This is a genomic window from Pseudoalteromonas sp. T1lg23B (genome assembly GCF_002964665.1).
Lineage (GTDB): Bacteria > Pseudomonadota > Gammaproteobacteria > Enterobacterales > Alteromonadaceae > Pseudoalteromonas.
Window position 1 is genome coordinate 1 of the sequence record NZ_PQBZ01000006.1, and the last position, 20,043, is coordinate 20,043.

General features: G+C 43.8%; 17 protein-coding genes. All 17 read right to left on the minus strand.

The genetic code is table 11. From position 1 onward, the window contains the following. A partial coding sequence (locus tag C2M32_RS02665; protein WP_233997923.1) for a GTP-binding protein occupies positions 1–90 on the minus strand: 90 nt, incomplete at its 3' end. Between the two features lie 60 nt (positions 91–150). After that, positions 151–2,265: an elongation factor G gene (gene fusA, locus C2M32_RS02670; protein ID WP_105166988.1), complete on the minus strand. Its 2,115-nt coding sequence runs from the start codon at positions 2,263–2,265 to the stop codon at positions 151–153. A 27-nt stretch (positions 2,266–2,292) separates the two neighbouring features. Further along, positions 2,293–2,763, minus strand: coding sequence for a 30S ribosomal protein S7 (gene rpsG, locus C2M32_RS02675; protein WP_070982781.1), 471 nt, complete (start codon positions 2,761–2,763; stop codon positions 2,293–2,295). 102 nt (positions 2,764–2,865) lie between these two features. Then, positions 2,866–3,240, minus strand: coding sequence for a 30S ribosomal protein S12 (gene rpsL, locus C2M32_RS02680; protein WP_010367657.1), 375 nt, complete (start codon positions 3,238–3,240; stop codon positions 2,866–2,868). A gap of 309 nt (positions 3,241–3,549) precedes the next feature. Then, entirely contained in the window at positions 3,550–4,053 is a 504-nt protein-coding gene (locus C2M32_RS02685; RefSeq protein WP_105166989.1) for a hypothetical protein, read from the minus strand. Between the two features lie 46 nt (positions 4,054–4,099). Next, positions 4,100–4,606, minus strand: a complete 507-nt coding sequence (locus C2M32_RS02690; RefSeq protein WP_105166990.1) for a hypothetical protein — start codon at positions 4,604–4,606, stop codon at positions 4,100–4,102. Further along, the gene (locus tag C2M32_RS02695; protein WP_105166991.1) at positions 4,603–5,160 is read right to left on the minus strand and encodes a hypothetical protein; all 558 of its coding nucleotides are present in this window, start codon (positions 5,158–5,160) and stop codon (positions 4,603–4,605) included. The genes C2M32_RS02690 and C2M32_RS02695 overlap by 4 nt, the downstream gene beginning before the upstream one ends. A gap of 1 nt (position 5,161) precedes the next feature. After that, on the minus strand, positions 5,162–5,674 hold the full coding sequence (locus C2M32_RS02700; protein WP_105166992.1) for a hypothetical protein: 513 nt from the start codon (positions 5,672–5,674) through the stop codon (positions 5,162–5,164). Between the two features lie 82 nt (positions 5,675–5,756). Next, the gene (locus C2M32_RS02705; protein WP_105166993.1) at positions 5,757–6,323 is read right to left on the minus strand and encodes a hypothetical protein; all 567 of its coding nucleotides are present in this window, start codon (positions 6,321–6,323) and stop codon (positions 5,757–5,759) included. A gap of 22 nt (positions 6,324–6,345) precedes the next feature. Further along, positions 6,346–6,990, minus strand: coding sequence for a hypothetical protein (locus C2M32_RS02710; protein WP_105166994.1), 645 nt, complete (start codon positions 6,988–6,990; stop codon positions 6,346–6,348). A 27-nt stretch (positions 6,991–7,017) separates the two neighbouring features. Further along, positions 7,018–7,518 (minus strand): hypothetical protein, encoded by a 501-nt coding sequence (locus C2M32_RS02715; protein WP_105166995.1) that lies wholly within the window; start codon positions 7,516–7,518, stop codon positions 7,018–7,020. An 18-nt stretch (positions 7,519–7,536) separates the two neighbouring features. Further along, a complete protein-coding gene (locus C2M32_RS02720; RefSeq protein WP_105166996.1) occupies positions 7,537–9,924 on the minus strand; it encodes a PKD domain-containing protein in 2,388 nt (795 codons plus the stop codon). Between the two features lie 26 nt (positions 9,925–9,950). Beyond that, on the minus strand, positions 9,951–10,493 hold the full coding sequence (locus C2M32_RS02725) for a hypothetical protein (protein ID WP_105166997.1): 543 nt from the start codon (positions 10,491–10,493) through the stop codon (positions 9,951–9,953). Positions 10,494–10,558: 65 nt separating this feature from the next. Further along, positions 10,559–12,508, minus strand: coding sequence for a hypothetical protein (locus C2M32_RS02730; RefSeq protein ID WP_105166998.1), 1,950 nt, complete (start codon positions 12,506–12,508; stop codon positions 10,559–10,561). Positions 12,509–12,572: 64 nt separating this feature from the next. Beyond that, the gene (locus tag C2M32_RS02735) at positions 12,573–13,490 is read right to left on the minus strand and encodes a hypothetical protein (protein ID WP_105166999.1); all 918 of its coding nucleotides are present in this window, start codon (positions 13,488–13,490) and stop codon (positions 12,573–12,575) included. A 22-nt stretch (positions 13,491–13,512) separates the two neighbouring features. Further along, a complete protein-coding gene (locus C2M32_RS02740; RefSeq protein ID WP_105167000.1) occupies positions 13,513–15,336 on the minus strand; it encodes a hypothetical protein in 1,824 nt (607 codons plus the stop codon). 466 nt (positions 15,337–15,802) lie between these two features. Beyond that, the gene (gene rpoC, locus C2M32_RS02750) at positions 15,803–19,984 is read right to left on the minus strand and encodes a DNA-directed RNA polymerase subunit beta' (protein WP_105167002.1); all 4,182 of its coding nucleotides are present in this window, start codon (positions 19,982–19,984) and stop codon (positions 15,803–15,805) included. Positions 19,985–20,043 lie beyond the last annotated feature (59 nt).

Here is a 20,043-nt window from a genome sequence, read left to right on the forward strand (position 1 = left end):
TGCTGTTAGAGTTGTTTTACCGTGGTCAACGTGGCCGATTGTACCTACGTTTACGTGCGGTTTTACGCGTTCAAACTTTTCTTTTGCCATCTTAAAAAATTCCTATAAAGAAATTAAAGTCCAGCCCTTAGAGACCGGACCGAACTAAAATTACTTAACAGCGCGAGCTGCAATAATTGTGTCAGATACACTCTTAGCCGCTTCTGCGTACTTGGAAAATTCCATTGAGTACGAGGCACGACCTTGTGTAGCTGAACGAAGATCGGTTGCATAACCAAACATTTCAGAAAGAGGTACTTGAGCATTAATTTGCTTCAAGCCACCCAGTGCTTCTTCCATGCCTTCAATTATGCCACGACGACGGTTTAAATCACCTACTACATCACCCATGTTAGCTTCAGGGGTGATAACTTCAACTTTCATAACCGGTTCTAAAATGATCGGATCTGCTTGTAGCGCACCGCTTTTAAAACCAATTGAACCTGCGATTTTAAACGCCATTTCGTTTGAGTCTACGTCATGGAACGAGCCATCAAACAATGTCGCTTTAACACCCAATAGCGGATAACCGGCAAGGACACCTTGTCGCATCTGCTCTTGAATACCTTTATCAACCGCTGGAATATACTCTTTTGGTACCGCACCACCTACGATTTCGTTAACGAATTCATAAGTTGGCGCTTCATCATCAGAGATATCCATCGGTTCAAGCTTAAGCCAAACATGACCATATTGACCGCGACCACCAGACTGACGTACAAATTTACCTTCAGCTTCTACCGTGTTACGAATCGTTTCACGATATGCCACTTGCGGCTTACCAACGTTACATGCAACGCTGAATTCACGTTTCATACGGTCAACAATGATATCTAAGTGTAGTTCACCCATACCAGAGATGATCGTTTGACCTGATTCTTCATCCGTTTCTACACGGAATGACGGGTCTTCTGCCGCTAACTTACCTAGCGCGATACCCATTTTGTCTTGGTCAGCTACGGTTTTTGGCTCAACTGCAACTGAAATCACCGGCTCAGGAAATTCCATACGCTCTAAAGTGATAACAGCTTCTTGTGAACATAATGTGTCACCCGTAGTGACATCTTTAAGACCAATGGCAGCGGCGATGTCACCAGCGCGCACTTCCTTGATCTCTTCACGAGAGTTTGCATGCATTTGAACAATACGGCCCAAACGCTCTTTTTTGCTTTTAACCGGGTTATATACCGCGTCACCCTGTTTAACAGTACCAGAGTAAACACGGAAGAAAGTTAAAGTACCTACAAATGGGTCTGTGGCAATTTTAAATGCCAATGCCGAGAACGGCGCACTGTCATCTGCAGGACGAGTTCCTTCAGAGTCATCTTCTAGAATCCCCTGAATCTCTTTAACTTCAGTAGGTGACGGCATGTATTCAATCACAGCGTCAAGCACCGCTTGTACGCCTTTGTTTTTGAATGCACTACCACAGGTCATTGGCACAATTTCATTGGCCAATGTCTGCTTACGAAGCGCCGCTTTAATTTCAGCTTCGCTTAGTTCACCGTCTTCTAAATATTTGTCCATTAGTTCTTCAGACGCTTCAGCTGCGCTCTCAACCATGTGAGCACGCCATTCTTCAGCTAAGTCTTGAAGATCTGCAGGGATCTCCTCATAAGTGAACGTCATCCCCTGGTCTTCATTGTTCCAGTTGATAGCTTTCATTTTGATGAGATCGATAACACCTTTAAATTCGTCTTCAGCACCAATTGGTAGCTGAATAGGCACAGGTGTGGCGCCCAGGCGAGATTTCACCTGTCCCACAACAGCAAGGAAGTCTGCGCCAGTGCGATCCATTTTGTTTACGAAAACCATGCGAGGTACTTCGTATTTGTTCGCCTGACGCCAAACTGTTTCTGTTTGTGGCTGTACACCTGATGAAGCACACAACACGACAACCGCACCATCAAGTACACGCAATGAACGTTCTACTTCAATGGTAAAGTCTACGTGTCCTGGAGTATCAATAATATTGATACGATGGTCGTCAAACTGCGCGTCCATTCCTTTCCAGAAACACGTTGTTGCAGCAGACGTGATAGTGATACCACGCTCCTGCTCCTGCTCCATCCAGTCCATAGTTGCAGCACCATCGTGAACTTCACCGATCTTATGAGAAAGACCCGTGTAGAACAGAACACGTTCTGTCGTGGTGGTTTTACCTGCATCTACGTGAGCACAAATACCGATATTACGGTAGCGCTCAATAGGAGTTGTACGTGCCATATTATCCTCTTAAAGGGTGTTAGCAGATTACCAACGGTAGTGAGCGAATGCTTTGTTCGCTTCAGCCATACGGTGAACGTCTTCACGTTTCTTAACCGCAGTGCCTTTGTTGTCAGCAGCGTCAACGATTTCTTGAGCTAAACGTAAGCCCATAGATTTCTCGCCACGCTTACGTGCAGCTTCAACTAACCAACGCATACCTAATGCGTTGCGACGAACTGGACGTACTTCAACTGGTACTTGGTATGTAGAACCACCAACACGGCGAGATTTAACCTCAACCGCTGGACGTACATTTTCAAGTGCAGCTTCAAAGATTTCTAGGTGCGACTTGCCTGATTTCTCAGCAGCCACGTCTAACGCACCGTATACGATTTTTTCAGCAGTAGATTTCTTGCCGTCTAACATTACTACGTTAACGAATTTAGCAAGAAGTTCTGATCCGAACTTCGGATCTGGAAGAATTTTACGTTGACCTATTACGCGTCTTCTAGGCATTTTATATCTCCGGTATCTTCAGGTTCGCCTTACTGGGCGACTCCCAAAACAAATTATTTAAAAATTAAAACTTAAGTGCTTGGCCTTACTAACGGAGAACCATTAGCCCTTAGGGCGTTTTGCACCGTACTTAGAACGAGCCTGTCTACGGTCGTTTACGCCGGCACAGTCAAGTGCACCACGAACTGTGTGGAAACGCACACCTGGTAAGTCTTTAACACGACCACCACGGATTAGGATTACACTGTGTTCTTGTAAGTTGTGGCCTTCACCACCGATGTATGATGTTACTTCGAAACCGTTAGTTAAACGTACACGCGCTACTTTACGTAATGCTGAGTTTGGTTTCTTAGGTGTAGTTGTATATACGCGAGTACATACACCACGCTTTTGCGGACAAGCTTTAAGCGCAGCTGAGTTACTTTTTGTAACCTTGCTACGACGTGGCTTACGCACTAGCTGGTTAATAGTTGCCATTAAATAGCTCCTGATTAGTTAAAATTACTACTGAAAAAATATAAAAATCGACCCAATTTCTTCGCCATTTTCATGGAACGAATAAATGGGTGGCCGAATTTTAATGAGCAAAGATTGACCTGTCAATAAAAACCATCCCAAAAGCGCTAACTTTAACGCTTTTGAAGGGGATCATTACTCGTTTATACGCAAAACAGTGGATACAGACATTGGCAGGCTAAGTGAGAACTCCATGACTCATGATGGACGTGCTTACTTATCAAGAAATTTGGAGTTATCACTTAGAGTTCTATTTCTACAACTTTGTAACTAGAACTTATTCGTCATATATAGCCTAAGATCAATGCTTTCAATATCGGTATAGTACATGCGGGCTAAGCTACCCAGTTTGTCCATTCTTACCTTTACTGTCTCACATCCAGCCGGAATAGCATGATTCTCTACGCGAAATTGAGGCTTAACCACATAACTAGATCTGTCAAGACGAATACCATAACCTGTATCAGACTCAACGAGTACGTCATTACAATACACAGAAACCGTCATGCCAAAGTTTGACGAATACCAAGCCGAAGTAATGTCACCCGTTAATTGCACATCTAACTCTGTAAGCCCCCATGTGCCATACATTGGAAACTCAACTTCGTATGCCACTTCGGCATACTTATCAACACCATTTTCACGCTTGTAAAGGTGCTTGATTACTTGTACGTCCCCCTTGGTTATTTGGGCTGTTTCACCAACGAAAAAGGTGGGTAGTGCGGATACGCTTGATGCCATCATGCAGGCACCTAGTGCGAGTAAGTGTTTCATTAGCCACTCCTTGTAATTAAGGCACCAATTGGTGCCTTGATAAATCTTAACGAGGTATAGTCTCAATCACTTGAACATTAAACTGTAGGTCTGTCACTCGTGTATAAAACTGGCGACTTAAGTGACCTTCTTTGTCAATGCGTACGGTCAACTCTTGACAATTGCCACCCGTATTGAGGTAACTTGAGATCGTAGGCTTCGCTAAGTATGAATCACCATCAATTCTATACCCAAAGTCCATGTCTTCACCAATAAACAGTGGCTCATTAATATAGGGTGAGTCACAGGTCACCGAGAGTGTGACCGCTAAGTTTCCCGCAAACCAACGCGTATATACCTTGCCATCGACACGGTAATTCAGATTTTGACCAAAGTCACCGTCCATACCAAACTTGGCTTCATACGCCACAATAGCTTCACGTCCCGCGTAAGGCTCCGTTATTGGCTCAAAATCACTAAACCCGAGCTCGTAAGCTACGCCACCTACATCCACAGGTGCTGCAAATGCTTGCGACGCTGTTAATAAGCTAGAAGCGATAAGTAGTTTTTTCACAGTACAACCTCATACTTTGTTGGCTCTGAACCAGACGTTGTGTTTTTCAGATTGATAGAGCCATTGATTTTTGCTTCACTGGTGCCACTTAAAGTAGTGACATTCAGCTTAACAGACTGGCATGTCACAGGGTTCAGCTTAACCAAGGCAACATCAAACGATACAGTGCTGTCTGTACTGCTTAATACCTCATTAGTGAATTCACTGTTGTTCTTGCGGTCTTCATACAACAGTTGATCATCACAGGACACCGTTAAGCTAACTTCATGTAATAACTCACTGCTAAATGTTTGGGGGTAAGATCCAACACACTCAAATCCTTGCCACTGAGTACACACTGGCTGCTCGCCAGATACTAAGTCGCCTTGACCAGATACAGTTAAATCCAATTCAAGTACCGTGGCACTCGTTAGCCCTGACGCAGCAAGGACTAACTCATATCCGTTACCTTGTTGTAGCATGTCAGCATTGGTAAATGTGCTACTTAGTTCAGAGGCAAGACCCATAGTGCTGAATGCGAGCAAACTGGTGCTCATTGCAATTGCTTTTAACATCTTAAAGTGCTCCTTGAGGTGAGTTAAATCCCTTTACTGCAACAGCAAACGAAATATCTTGAATTCGAGTGTAGAACTGGCGACTCAAAGAACCTTCCTTAGACAGTTCAATTTTTAGTTGAGTACAACCCTGCACACCCTTTCTTAATTCAGTGACGGTAGGCTGTGCTGGCGTCGACTGACCATCAACCCGTTTACCATAGGCCTTGCTCATGCCAACCGGGATGCCATTACAACTTAACTTGGTTACTAAACCGAAGTTCGACGCATACCAACGTGCTGAAACTTCACCATTAGCATCAAAGAATAATGCCGACTGCGCACCTTCAACATTGACTAAAGCCTGATAGCCCGTCACCACCGTGCGCCCAGCCCATACCGTTGTAATGGGCGTAAAATCTGCAGTGCTTAACAAAAGTGTTTCTTGATCAACACTCACTGTTTTACTCGTTTCAGAGGCAAATACACTGCTTGAACAAGCCAATAGGCCTGCTGCCAACAAAAGTTTATTCATTTTTTTATTTCCTTATTTACAACTATGATTAGGCTGGCTATTAATCATAACCACCAGCCTATCTACAGTATTCCTTCGCCTGTTAATCCAAAGCTTCAGAGATCATCACATTCAAGTCTAAATAACTGGGCTGAGACGCGCTTTTGTTGAAAGTAAATTTCAAGTCCAGTCTTTTGCAACTACCGCCGGTTGTGGCTGAACGAGAGATATAAAACTTGTCTCCCGAGTCAGACGCACTAAATGAACCACACGAAACACTCAAGTTCATGTACTTCGCGGCTCTACCTGAAATGTCAAAGAACAATTTTTGACCGAAGTCATTGTAAACAGGTAGCGACAATGTGTAGCCTGAGTATTGTTGAACCACCAACGGCTCTTGACCAGGACAGGTGTACGTCACCGTCTCATAAATAGGCGTAAAATCATTCCTACTCAGCGTGTAACGCTCTCCGCCAATAAAAATCGGAGATGTCGTCTGCATACCCATACTTAAAATCTCGTTGCCAAGCGACATGATTTCTGGCTGCGAACTGTATACACATGGCTCTGGCGGTGGCCAGATATCGTCTTCTGGCCAAGCCTGCACTGAAAGCGAGCTTATTGCAGTTAAGGCAAGCAAGGTACCGCTGCACAAATTAACTAATTTCATATTAATTCCTTTTTTAAACTAATTAGTTAAGCTCTTCAGAGATCATAATGTTTAAGTCGATAGCAGCCGGTGCTGTCGAGTTAGTAAATGAATACTTCACTAGCATTGATTTACAGCTACCACCTGTGTTTTGTTGCTTCGAGATCACCCACTTAGTACCAGAATCAGAGCCGCTGAAAGAGCCACATGATACAGACAGGTTCATTGATTTATCTGAACGACCACTGATGTCAAAAAACAGGTCTTGGCTATAATCTCCGTACACAGCGAATCTCGCTTCATAACCAGTTAAAACGTTCACAGTGATAGGCTCAGGCATAAGGCATGGCTCATAAATCACACGGGTAGTATAGACAGGAGTAAAGCTAGACTTGTTTAACGTATAACGTGCACCACCAATGTATATTGGAGAGGTCATCGTCACTGCTTTAGCAGCTTCCACCATTTCCTTCGGTGAAACTGATTGATACTCTTTTAGTGCTTCCATACGAATGTCGCAATATCTATCACTGTATCTATCACAACATGGATATCGAAGCGCAAGTTCTTGAGCTGATAACTCAAGCATAGATGAAGCGTCTACCGTTAATGCCTCTGTACTCGCTGTAGCACGAAACGAAAGTATGGTTAGCGCCGAGAAAATAAGTAGTATCAATTTAGTTTTCATAACAATTTCCTTTTTTTAGTTAGTGTATTAAAAGCTAAGATTTAAGAAGACGATGAGGTTCACGTTCAGTGCGTCAATCGTTGCTGCTGGGTTAGTTGCTGATGAGCCTGTTTTGTTGATTCTTAATTTCAACTCTTGGCACTCACCATTGGTTTTCTTGCGGTTATAAATAGAGAAGCGAGCAGGTATTAATCGGCCTCTACGATTGATAACCACATCGGCGTCATAGCCAATATCAACGCCAGAACAAACTACCGACATATCCATCAACATGTGAGAACCATCCGTTGTACCTACCGCTTCACCGCTTACGTCGAAGATCAGCTCAGGATAGTCACCAATAAAGTCGTCATACATATCCACCCCAACCGGTATTGTTGCGTCATAACCAACAATGTGTCCATTCGCATAAACTGGAGTGAAGTCACTCATTGTGTAGCTATATTGTTCACCACCAACATAGATAGGTTCGATAGCTTGCGCGCCAAAAGTAAGCATAAATGCCAATGCAGTCGTTAATTTTTTCATGTTAATTTTCCTTTTATATTATTGATTACAAACAGTTACAAAGCCTCTAGCGGGAACGTCCACTGAGTAAAATACATTCATCATTCGACTACTTGGGATGGTAATTTTTAAGTTATCATCCACGTATAGTTCATACTTGGCGGTTGCTGGTATGCTGAATGCTTGTGTTGATCTTCCTGAACTATCGAGGGTAAAGCTGATTTTTTGGTCATATTCAGCGGTGATAGCACCCATTTCAGGCACTGTTGAGAGCAAGCGGTAGCCCACTTCAACAATGTCAGGGCCGCTGTACTGAGGACATGTTAATAGCCTTACCTCAATCGGTTGCATATGTGGCACAAACGCATCACCCAAATTGATGACAAATCCATCTTGGGTAACGCTGGGCGCGGTATAGGTGCCCGAAGCTAAACGCTCATCTTCGGTTTTGATCACCAAAGGTGCACCTTCTTCAACTTCTACTTGCGCGTTTATTGCCCCTTGTGAATCACTCACATATTGCTGTCCATTGATATTTAATCCCGCATTCGCAACAGGGTGTCGATATGAATTAACAATGGTTCCTCTGACATAGCCGCTCAGCATATTGACTGGGTCTGATACATCCAAGCGCACCGATTTAGTACTTGAATTACCCGCTGTATCACTGAGGTGTAAGTTAATTGAGTATGTACCTGCCACATCCGCAACCAAACTGGTCGAGTCTGTCATGTCCGTAGTTAGTTGTGCGTTTGAATCAACAGGTCTATCTAAAGTCCATTGATAGGACAGTGCTTCACCTTCTGGGTCGTAACTAGCCGACGCATTGAACAGCACCTGCGCGCCCACTTCAGCTTCTCTAGGTGAGTCATTTGCCAATACAATCACAGGCGGTAAATTGGATTTTACTTGTACTGTATGCGTTAACGGATCAGAGTAATATTGACCATCATGGACACGCAGAGAAACAATATAATTGCCAAGTTCTGTGGGGGTAAAAAAGGCGGTTCCGTCGTCTCTGGTATGCAACGGTACCTCTGCTGCACTTTCGACAAACTGCCATTCATAAGTCAGTACATCGTTATTTGGGTCTGAGCTCTGACTTGCATCCAGTTCAACCGTATTACCAATGTAAACCTCAGTCGGGCCAGAAAGGTGCGCTGTCGGCTGCTGATTATCGTCGATGTAATAGGTTTGAGTATTAGAGGTTACCTCAGTTTGACCATCAGATACGCTTACTGCAACGGCGTATTCACCTGCAACATCTGGGTGTAACTTGGCAATTGCCTCTGTTGGAGACTGCAATTGGGCCGCACTTTGTTGTGGACGGCTAAGTAGCTGCCATTGATAGGTAAGTGGCTCCCCCTCAGGGTCGAAACAAGATTTACAAACCAGTTCCAGTGGCGCAATTGGCACGCTAATATCTTCACCAAGTTGTGCAACGGGTGGCAAGTTATCCGTGGTAACTGACAGGGTGTACGAAGCCTGCGCTGAAGCACCTTGTGAGTCAGTAACACTTACCTTCACCTCATAATCACCTAGAACGGTGGCTGAAAAGCTAGTCTGTGCAGCAAACAGAGTACTTAAATTTGCGTCAGCACCCGCCGGTTGTGAAACCACTTCCCACATAAATGACAAGTTATCAAATCTGTCTGGATCATAACTTTCACTGGCGTCAAGAACGATCACTTCATTGGGTTTCAACTGAGTCTCTAAATCCTTAAGCACGACCACGGGTGTCGAGTTTTCGCCCAATGCATCGCTAGTCACCGTTAATGTATCTGTGGCGATGTCACCTTGATCATTTTGAACACTTAATTCAACAATGTATTGTCCAACTTGATCCGCAACAAAGCTCGTTTTTACCTTTTTATCTGTGAATATTTTTGTCAGGCTGTTATCTGGTTTTTCTATAATGCGCCATTGATAGCCAGTAATAACGCCATTCAGATCTCGACTTTCACTCCCATCAAGTAAAACTATCTGACCTTTCTTCACAGTGATATCTGGACCTGCTGATGCGACCAAAGGCATATCACTATTGAGCACAAACTCGAACTTGGAAGGCTGACTATATGTTTTGCCATCGTTGGCTGTTAACGTGAGTACATATGTATCATCATTATTAAGCTGTAAGGCAATTTCTTCTTTGTCATGCGGCTCAATTGCCACTGGAGTGTGCTCTGCGCCTTTAGTGAGTTTCCACTCGTAGCTTAATGTATCCCCATCAGGGTCGTAGCTTTTTGAAGCATTAAAATGCACCAACTTGTTCTTAGTAATCTTTGTATCACTTGAGGTGATCACCGCGATAGGCGCTTGGTTTTTAGCAGCATTGTTTGTCTCTGCTTGCACCTCTGTACTGCTTGAACCTCCGCAAGCAGAGATCAATATGCACAGTGGGATGGGAAAGCTATTTTTCCATATCATTTCTGTATTCCTTTTTTAACTTTCAATTAGTTGTATGCTGCTTGCCTGATAGCTTCGGTTAGCGCCATAGCTTGCTTCCCCAACACTCGAGCATTTTCAGCTATTTGATTTTGTTCATATAAAATATCGTCATCTAAACTCTGAGAGACGGTACCCGATGCAACGAAATCTTTGTTTCGCTCTTCTACTCGGGTCGCAAGCGCATCCAAACGTTCTTTTTGCACTCGTGTTGCTTCACGATATGCGTTGACTTGATCTTTAAGGTGCGGAAAAGAAGTGATCACGAACTCATAGTATTCTTCTTCTTTGTCTAACTCTAAATTAGCGGCCTGCTCAATGACGTCTGATACATCAACGTTACGCTTGGCTCTATTGATGATCTCTTCCACACTTCTCTTTGCTGTCGCAGTACTTTCTTGCACAGTCTCTGGCTCTTTAAGTTCTTGTTCCATTTCTACCTTTGGCTTTTTAGTCTGAGGCTGTACTTCATCTTTTGGGGCGTACATACTCCAACCCAAATAACCGATAACAACAGTGCAGATCACTGCAATTACAATCTTTGCCTTCATAAAAAAATCCTAACCTAATATTTGAGAACGATATGAAGGGGGCAAGCCCCCTCCAAAATCATGGCTTAGTTACATTGACTTGAGTCAACACATACTTTGGCTTTGATAGAAGCGCTACCTTGATATACGTTGAATGAGTCTTTCTCGTATCGTTTCCAGATTTTTCCGTACTCATTTGAAACGTATGAAGTTGTACCTTGCGCTTTAGAACCACCGATCTTATCTAGGGCGCGAAGAACAATATTAGCGAATTGACAGTACATGTTCGCAGGACATACTTTCATCAAGCCGTCACCGATTGTTGCACCTACGTCGCTTTGACCTGGGTCTGTTACTTCAGGGTCTTTAACAATCAGATCGTAAGACTCAGCATAAACCGCTAAGAACATTTGCCACATATCGTTGTACATTTGTGTTTCAAACTTCTCAGCCAGTCTTCTCGCTTCTTCTGGATCACTTGATTCAGGAACTAGGCTTAACTTACATTCCATTCCCAGCTCATCGCGTGCTGTAGTACGGATATCATCCCAGCTCTTAGTTTTAGTTTTGAACCAGCTCCAGCTCTTAGACTTACCCGCATTTCTCCAGTAAGTATTCATGCGATCAACGTCGATTGAACACTCACCTTTAAGCTTGCCAGGATATGCATAATAGCTGTATGAAAGTGCAATATTTGTCGAGAATACAGGGCTGTTCAATACAGGTTTGTATTCGTCACGAGTCACTTTCCAAGAAGCCGTTGTACCTTCGTGAGTAGCGGTGTAGTTACGAACCACGTTCGCTTCATAGTCACCACAACGCGCATCTTTTGTAACGTGGAAATCAACACCACCAGAACCTAAAGAGTCCCATGTTGTCGCGTCAAAATGGATTTGATCACCCACTGTTTCACGTTCAAATGGCATGGTTCTATCACCAATGTTGCCGAAGTTGATGATAGTGTTCGCAGGATAAGTCCAAACATTTTTGCGGAAGATTGGTTGATTATCGTCAGTCGTGATATTTGGATTGTCTCTGGTTACACCTGAGTTCAAACGAATATCAAAGACGTTAAGCTGCTGGACTGAATAATCGGTTTTACCTGCACTGGCAAGCGCATTAGACAAGATAGCTGCTTCATCGCCCCACAGGTTGTATCCTGCAGAAGCAATACCAGCAATTAGGCTACCAGCCTCTTTAACCGACTTATACTCAACTTCATAAGCATTGTTTACGATCAACAGTTGAGACTGGTAAACGCGCATCAAGAAATCTAGTTGATTGTCAAGACGGGTTAACTTGTCCTCAAATGCATCGTACTCACCTCTAGTAGCGTAGTACTCGTCACGAATTGCTGCTTTACGAGCCTCAACTTCAGTGACTTCCGCTCTTGCTGCTTCTATCAGTGGCGTATATCTATTCGCTACACCCATGATACACTCGTACATTTTCGAGAAGTCGCCGCCAGAGTTCACGATACATTGGTTGTTCGCTGCAGATTGTTCATCTTTAAGCGCATCCAATTTTTGACGAGCAACTTCTAAATCTAGAACAATACCCGTCCACATGCTATCTAGCGTATTAAACCTTTCGATCAGCCCGTTGTTTGCTCGCGCAAGATCATTGATCTCTTCATACTTAGTGATAATGTCGTTTGTCGCCTTAGTATTACGCGCAGGAATGCCAACAGTTAGCTGAAAGTAGTTACTAACATAATCGTTGTTGTCAATCGCTTCTTGAATCTGCTGTGGTGTGCCAGGGATTCGGTAAGCTTGCTCTTTCATCGCAACGTATGAAGAACAGCTTGGACCACCGCCTGTGTCAAAATAAGTGCCCACGATGTCCTTGTCATTAGCAGGGAACACGTGGAGCGTTTTTGGGTTTTCATGGTCCTGTACTACATTGCCAATCCCAGCTGGTGTTGTAATACCCAACTTACTCAGTGGGTTGCCTGATGTAGTATCAGGTAAAGCGTATGCAGTGGCACTGTGTACCAAAGCGGCAGCAACAGAAGTTGCTATGAGTTTTCCGTACATAGTTATATTTCCTTTACGGTGTTAATAGATCCTTTACGGGTCAGATTTACAGCTATAAAAGCCTTTATAGCTTTGTTCTTAACTTACTAACTGCATTTTGTAGAATCGTACGATCCCTACCTACGTATTTATTCGCAAGCCATGCAGTCTGTGAGTTTAAGAAGTTGTACAACTGAGAAATATTGCTTTCATTTACATAAAGAGCAGCAGACAGTGAGCTTCTTAAGTTAGCAAGTTGCGCCGTACACAAGCTTGAATAGCTGCCTGTGCCACAGTTACTTTCTAAATAAGTTTTGGTGCTGCTTAGATCACTCAGTACATCTTGTAGCTCCGCTGCCAAGATCTCGTCTTCAACATCAAATTGCATGAATTCTAAAGAAGCAATCGTGTTGTTGATGGCTGTAAGCAGGTTGGTATGGCCTGTTGATGGCACAGCCTGTGCAAACATGCCCTCTAAATGCACGTTGAAAGACACTAAGTGCGTAGCGACTTGGTTAAAGTAGCGCGGCTCTGGATATGTAACCAGTTGTTGTACTTCTAATTTACAACCCGGCTTCATCGCCTGAAAACCAGTCGCTCCTGATAGCTCTGAAAAGTTTAATACCGAAGCGTTGTTGCCATGAGTTAGCTCAACCGAACTTGGCTCATATGAACGAGACCCAGCGATACGGTTTGATACAGAAGAACCATCTGCATTTGACAGTGTGAAGCGTATCGATAGCGGGCGAATTGATTCACATGCAAACGTGTAGTTAAGCATAGTTTTAAACAGACCATTGTTAATCAGACTGCCACTTGCATATGCATTATTTTTCTCAGCGTACACGTTCATGCCAGAGAACTGGCAAGGTGGAACAAAACGCTCACCTTGTGACGTCATACGCGATTGACATTGTTCTTCGGCATCAAAAACCGTGACCGGGAAGGCGTAAGCCGACGCCGCACTTGTCAAAGACAAGGTCGCTATTATTAAAGCTTTCATTATGTATATCCTTTGATAGAACTTATATTTGCTCGAGGGTTGCAGTTAAAACCTGACGGCTTACGATTCCTTGCCCATCAGTTATTTTAACTACCATGTTGATTTGCTGATTATTCTCAGAACATCCATGAAATGCCGACTGTCTGACTTTTAACTGCAAATTATTCAACGGGGAGTTAATCCCCACTGCATTAGGCAGTAGCGAATTTGTCGACGTACTGAGCCCATCAATTGAAGGGAACAGTTCGGACATATTGACAGACATTCTTGGTATCCAGAACATTCCGTTATAATCAAAATATTCCACCTCAATTAGCAACTCATCACTGTTCATTTCTGGTAAGTCAAACAACTGCCAATTGATGGTAAGAATGCGGTCTTCGTCAAACTGTCTAACATTCGCAATCGTCTGACTTCTCATTGCTAACGCTTCAAGTTTTAAGATGATTTCCTCTATCTGCAGCATGAGTTCCTCTGAATAGTCGAGGTTAAGCATAATATCGAGGAGTCTGTTAGCTTCATTTGCTAACTCAAAACTTTCGGTTTGTATTTGAGTCATCTCGGGGCTAATCTTGTTGAACTCTTTACAGAGCAGGATAGGTTTACCTGCTAGTGTTTCTAGCGTCACAAGCCCTTGATTATTTTGTACATCAGCTATTTGCGATAGGCTTGCAAGCGTTTGCTGTCCTGATGAGTTCCTACCAAGATAGGCAACATTAATTGCCGTAGCCAAGCGCTCAAGATTGACGTCGGTGCGTTCAGCGCGGTAGTCTGATAATTTATTGCTAACAAAACCCGCTAAATCTGGGAATCTAAGCTGTTGTGGCGGTACTAACTGATAGTCCCCATCATACACATAGCTCAGTGCTGATGCCTCATTCGCCAGCGCGACCAATGATTGCTCAAAATAAGACAGGCGATGATCGAAGTTCGGATAAAAAGGCGTGCCCTGAGGTGCAACAATTTCGTTGAAACATACACCCTGATCGCATCGAGCAACCGCAATATTCAAATGTTTATCAAGCACCGTAGACTTATTGATCATGATGTCTTGTAAGTCAGTTGGTAAGTTCTGAATAAGTGACACATAGGTCGTCATGCGACGATTTAAATGCCTAACCCGACTGTTGGCTATGGTTTCTAAGCTGTATCTTTTTAACAGCTCCCACATACGCACCTGTCCAGACAAGTTGTCACTCAATTCATCTTTCAAGCTTTGTTTTTCGGTGGCATTGAAGTATGAAAATCTGTCTATATCAGACATCATTTGTGCAAATGTCTCATTGAGCCTTTCTTCGAGTTCAACACCTAATGAATAGCGTCGATAAACGGCGGCATATCTAAGCGCCGTCGCCTCTCTGTCAAGACGGCCTAAAAGATCGAGTCTGAAGTTTTGCTTACGAAGTTCATCACTTGCTGGCGTAAAGCCAAAATTCCCAGGCGTGTTGATATAATCTTGATACAACTCGTAATGTAACGAGGCCTGAAATACATTCAACTCAGTGTGTAACGGGGTATAGGACAGTAAATCACTGACATGAAACCACGTCTGTCCACCTTCTTGCTGATAACCCTGAGCTGTTGAGCGCATATCAGCGACCACATCACATGGCAAAGAAAGTTCTTTAAAACAAGCGGGTTGCGTAGCAGGAGTTGCTGCTGCGCATACATCACTACAACTGCTCTGGTCGTATTCAGAATAACAGACCTGCGGTTGAAAGTGTCTGACCTGAAACTTTGCAGGACAGTTTCCAGCCGAGGCCAATGCTGAGTGTGCGCTAAAGGTGTTTACCAGTAAAAAAGCCACACTAAACCCAGCACGCTTATATGAAATAGCATGAATCATTAAAAATTCCTTTTAACGTTTTTGCCTGCTTGTACTTCCAAATTCTCAAGCAGGTTGTATAAATTTCGTACCCATATTAGAGCTTAGTGTTAACAAGATCAATGAGTTTTTAAAAAAAATAGGGACAATTTAACAAAACATTAAATAAGCTTGTTAATCATAAAGTTGCGTATAAAAATATACATTTTCTCACCGCAAGTCCGCGTATTTCGTAGGGTAAGAAATTTAAGTTTGCAAAAAAACTTTGCAGATTATGATTGGTTTTAGATCTAACTTAGAGGTGATTTGTTGTTTATTTGAGCATTTTGACGCCGAGCTTGTTTCATAAAAAGTAAATACTCTAAGAATCATCACTGCCTTTGCTTGAAAAGACTGAACAATGAACTCCAGCGCGCCATACAAAATTTGCATACAAAAAAGCCGCCTATTTTAGGCGGCTTTTTCAATCATACTACGAGGTGGAGTCTTACTCGTTTCCACCTAGTAAATCAGCATTAAGTGCATCTGTTAGTGCTTGAGTTGCTTCTTCAGCACTTACCGTTTGCTCTTCTACTGGCATCTCAGCCTGCTTGCGACGGTTGATGCGATCTTGGTGATACGCAAAACCTGTACCAGCTGGGATCAGACGACCTACAATTACGTTTTCTTTCAGACCACGTAATTCATCGCTCTTACCATTCACAGCCGCTTCCGTAAGAACACGTGTTGTTTCTTGGAATGATGCTGCAGAGATAAACGACTCAGTTGCAAGTGATGCTTTAGTAATACCCATCAGCTGAATTTCAAACTTCGCTGGGATCTTACCTTGCTTCTCAAGTTCACGGTTCGCGATGTTTACGCGAGCTACTTCAACTTGCTCACCTGCTAGGAACTCAGTGTCGCCACCATCTAGGATGATACACTTACGTAGCATCTGACGAATGATAGTCTCAATGTGCTTATCGTTAATCTTTACACCCTGTAAACGATATACTTCTTGTACTTCATTTACGATGTAGTTAGATACGTCAGTCACACCACGTAGACGTAAGATGTCATGTGGAGACTCAGGACCATCGGCGATAACTTCACCTTTAGACACCTGCTCACCCTCAAACACGTTAAGCTGACGCCATTTCGGGATCATCTCTTCGTATGCGTCACCCTGCTCAGGTGTGATCACAAGACGTTTCTTACCTTTAGTCTCTTTACCGAAGCTGATAGTACCTGTGATCTCAGCAAGTATTGCTGGATCTTTTGGCTTACGTGCTTCGAACAAGTCCGCTACGCGCGGTAGACCACCGGTGATGTCACGTGTCTTCGAACCTTCTTGAGGAATACGCGCCAGTACCCTACCAGGTGCTGCCTTTGTACCGTCAGAAATTTCAATCGTCGTGAACGATGGTAAGCGAATTTCTTGTAAGCCACGCTCTTCGTTTTCTACGATTAGCTTAGGTTCTTTCGCATTAACCTTAGACAAGTCTTTAACAACCACACGAGTTAGACCAGTCAGTTCATCCGTTTGCGCTTCGGTGTTGCTGTCATCAATATCAGAGAACGAGATCTTCGATTCATGTTCAATGATGATTGGGTGACTGTGCGGATCCCAAGTTGCAACAATGTCATTACCTTTAACGTCAGCACCGTCTTGAACCGTTAATACCGCACCGTAAGGTACTTTATAACGTTCTTTCTCACGACCGTGCTCGTCAATGATGGTGATTTCTGTTGAACGCGACGTAATAACAATCTTGCCGTCAGTGTTCAATACATACTTAGCGTTGTGTAGTTTTAGGTTACCGTTAGTCTTAACTTGTACGCTGTTCTCTGCTGATGCTCGTGATGCCGCACCACCGATGTGGAACGTACGCATCGTAAGCTGTGTACCCGGCTCACCAATTGATTGCGCCGCGATAACACCAACAGACTCACCCGCATTGATCAAGTGACCACGTGCAAGGTCACGACCGTAACACTTAGCACAGACACCGAAGTCATTATCACAGGTGATTACAGAACGCACACGTACTTCATCCACTGAGTGTTCTTCTAACAAGTCACACAGTTTTTCGTCAAGCATGATGTTACGCTCAACCAGTACTTCATTAGTACCTGGCTTAACAACGTCTTCAGCAACAACACGACCTAGAACACGTTCGCGTAGCGGCTCAACAACGTCACCACCTTCAATAAGCGGCTTCATTGTCAGACCATCTAATGTGCCACAATCGTCATCATTGATAACTAAGTCTTGTGCCACGTCTACTAGACGACGAGTCAAGTAACCCGAGTTCGCTGTCTTAAGTGCCGTATCGGCAAGACCCTTACGCGCACCGTGGGTTGAGATAAAGTACTGTAGTACGTTTAGACCTTCACGGAAGTTCGCTGTGATTGGCGTCTCGATGATTGAGCCATCTGGACGTGCCATTAGACCACGCATACCTGCAAGCTGACGGATCTGAGCGGCACTACCACGAGCACCTGAGTCGGCCATCATAAACACTGAGTTAAATGACGGTTGCTCTTCTTCTTCGCCTTTTGCGTTGATAACAGTGTCTTTTGACAAGTTCGCCATCATCTCACGTGATAGGTTTTCGTTAACACGTGACCAGATATCGATAACTTTGTTGTATTTCTCACCTGCAGTTACAAGACCTGATTGGAACTGTTGGTTGATTTCATTTACTTCTGCTTCAGCATTTTCAATGATCTCGGCCTTAACTGGTGGAATAACCATGTCGTTAATACCGATAGAAACACCTGACTTCATCGCGTAGTGGAAACCGGTGTACATTACTTGGTCAGCAAATACCACAGTATCTTTAAGACCTAGACGACGGTAACACTCGTTTAGAAGACCAGAAATCTGCTTCTTACCTAGGGCTTTGTTGATTAGCTCAAACGGTAGACCTTCTGGTAATACAAGTGACAAGATCGCACGACCAACCGTTGTGTCGATGATTTCAGTCACTTCACTACGTACGCCAGTTTCTTCTTCAATACGTGTTTCAGTAATACGAACTTTTACACGAGCATGAAGCTCTGCGTTACCCGTACGGTAGGCTTTTTCAGCTTCTTTAGGATCTTTAAATACAATGCCTTCGCCCTTCGCATTAATGCGATCACGTGTCATGTAGTAAAGACCTAGTACAACGTCCTGTGAAGGTACGATGATTGGCTCACCGTTCGCTGGAGATAGGATGTTGTTAGTCGACATCATCAGCGCACGGGCTTCAAGCTGTGCTTCAATCGTTAACGGTACGTGTACCGCCATTTGGTCACCGTCGAAGTCAGCGTTATACGCCGCACACACGAGTGGGTGCAGGTGAATCGCTTTACCTTCGATAAGTACCGGTTCGAATGCTTGGATACCAAGACGGTGAAGTGTCGGTGCACGGTTCAGAAGAACTGGGTGCTCACGGATTACTTCGTCTAGTACGTCCCAAACCTCTGGTACTTCACGCTCAACCATCTTCTTCGCAGCTTTAATGGTTGTCGCCATACCGCGACGCTCTAATTTACCGTAGATAAATGGTTTGAATAGCTCAAGTGCCATCTTCTTAGGTAGACCACACTGGTGTAGCTTAAGTGTAGGACCAACGGTGATTACAGAACGGCCTGAATAGTCAACACGCTTACCTAGAAGGTTTTGACGGAAACGACCTTGCTTACCTTTGATCATGTCTGCAAGCGACTTAAGTGGACGCTTGTTAGAACCTGTGATCGCACGGCCACGACGACCGTTATCAAGTAGCGCATCAACCGCTTCTTGTAACATACGCTTTTCGTTACGTACGATGATATCTGGTGCAGCTAAGTCTAAAAGGCGTTTCAAACGGTTGTTACGGTTGATAACACGACGATAAAGGTCATTCAAATCAGACGTCGCAAAACGACCGCCATCTAGTGGTACTAATGGACGTAAGTCTGGTGGAAGAACCGGAAGCACGCTCATGATCATCCACTCAGGGTTGTTACCTGATTGGTGGAAAGATTCCATTAGCTTAAGACGCTTAGTGATCTTCTTACGCTTAGTCTCAGAGTTAATTGTTGGTAACTCTTCACGCATTTCAGCGATTAATTGACCAAGGTCTAGCTCGCGTAGCAAATCAAGTACAGCTTCTGCACCCATTTTCGCTTCGAACTCATCACCGTGCTCTTCTAGTGCATCTAGGTACTCTTCTTCACCTAATAACTGACCGCGCTCAAGCGTAGTCATACCAGGCTCAGTTACCACAAATGATTCAAAATAAAGTACACGTTCAATATCACGCAATGTCATATCAAGCATTAAGCCGATACGAGATGGTAGTGATTTTAAGAACCAGATGTGTGCCACAGGGCTTGCTAGTTCAATGTGACCCATACGGTCACGGCGCACTTTAGTTAACGTTACTTCAACGCCACATTTTTCACAGATCACACCACGGTGTTTCAAGCGCTTATATTTACCACATAAACACTCATAATCTTTCACTGGGCCGAAAATACGGGCACAGAATAAGCCATCACGCTCAGGCTTGAAAGTACGGTAGTTGATTGTCTCAGGTTTCTTTACCTCACCGTAAGACCATGAACGCACCATGTCTGGTGAAGCAAGACCAATGCGAATTGCATCAAATTCTTCGGTCTTATTTTGTTGCTTCAGAAACTTAAGTAAGTCTTTCACCTTAGCTCTCCTGTCGGAGGTTAATCTTGAGGGCAAGCATTGCTCACCCCTTCATTCTT

What these genes read in the sequence shown, in the direction of transcription:
- C2M32_RS02725 (WP_105166997.1), bottom strand. Translation starts at nt 10,493, where the DNA reads ATGAAGGCAAAGATTGTAATTGCAGTGATCTGCACTGTTGTTATCGGT.
- C2M32_RS02740 (WP_105167000.1), bottom strand. Translation starts at nt 15,336, where the DNA reads ATGATTCATGCTATTTCATATAAGCGTGCTGGGTTTAGTGTGGCTTTT.
- C2M32_RS02715 (WP_105166995.1), bottom strand. Translation starts at nt 7,518, where the DNA reads ATGAAAAAATTAACGACTGCATTGGCATTTATGCTTACTTTTGGCGCG.
- rpsG (WP_070982781.1), bottom strand. Translation starts at nt 2,763, where the DNA reads ATGCCTAGAAGACGCGTAATAGGTCAACGTAAAATTCTTCCAGATCCG.
- C2M32_RS02710 (WP_105166994.1), bottom strand. Translation starts at nt 6,990, where the DNA reads ATGAAAACTAAATTGATACTACTTATTTTCTCGGCGCTAACCATACTT.
- C2M32_RS02695 (WP_105166991.1), bottom strand. Translation starts at nt 5,160, where the DNA reads ATGTTAAAAGCAATTGCAATGAGCACCAGTTTGCTCGCATTCAGCACT.
- C2M32_RS02705 (WP_105166993.1), bottom strand. Translation starts at nt 6,323, where the DNA reads ATGAAATTAGTTAATTTGTGCAGCGGTACCTTGCTTGCCTTAACTGCA.
- C2M32_RS02730 (WP_105166998.1), bottom strand. Translation starts at nt 12,508, where the DNA reads ATGTACGGAAAACTCATAGCAACTTCTGTTGCTGCCGCTTTGGTACAC.
- C2M32_RS02735 (WP_105166999.1), bottom strand. Translation starts at nt 13,490, where the DNA reads ATGAAAGCTTTAATAATAGCGACCTTGTCTTTGACAAGTGCGGCGTCG.
- rpsL (WP_010367657.1), bottom strand. Translation starts at nt 3,240, where the DNA reads ATGGCAACTATTAACCAGCTAGTGCGTAAGCCACGTCGTAGCAAGGTT.
- C2M32_RS02700 (WP_105166992.1), bottom strand. Translation starts at nt 5,674, where the DNA reads ATGAATAAACTTTTGTTGGCAGCAGGCCTATTGGCTTGTTCAAGCAGT.
- fusA (WP_105166988.1), bottom strand. Translation starts at nt 2,265, where the DNA reads ATGGCACGTACAACTCCTATTGAGCGCTACCGTAATATCGGTATTTGT.
- C2M32_RS02720 (WP_105166996.1), bottom strand. Translation starts at nt 9,924, where the DNA reads ATGATATGGAAAAATAGCTTTCCCATCCCACTGTGCATATTGATCTCT.
- C2M32_RS02685 (WP_105166989.1), bottom strand. Translation starts at nt 4,053, where the DNA reads ATGAAACACTTACTCGCACTAGGTGCCTGCATGATGGCATCAAGCGTA.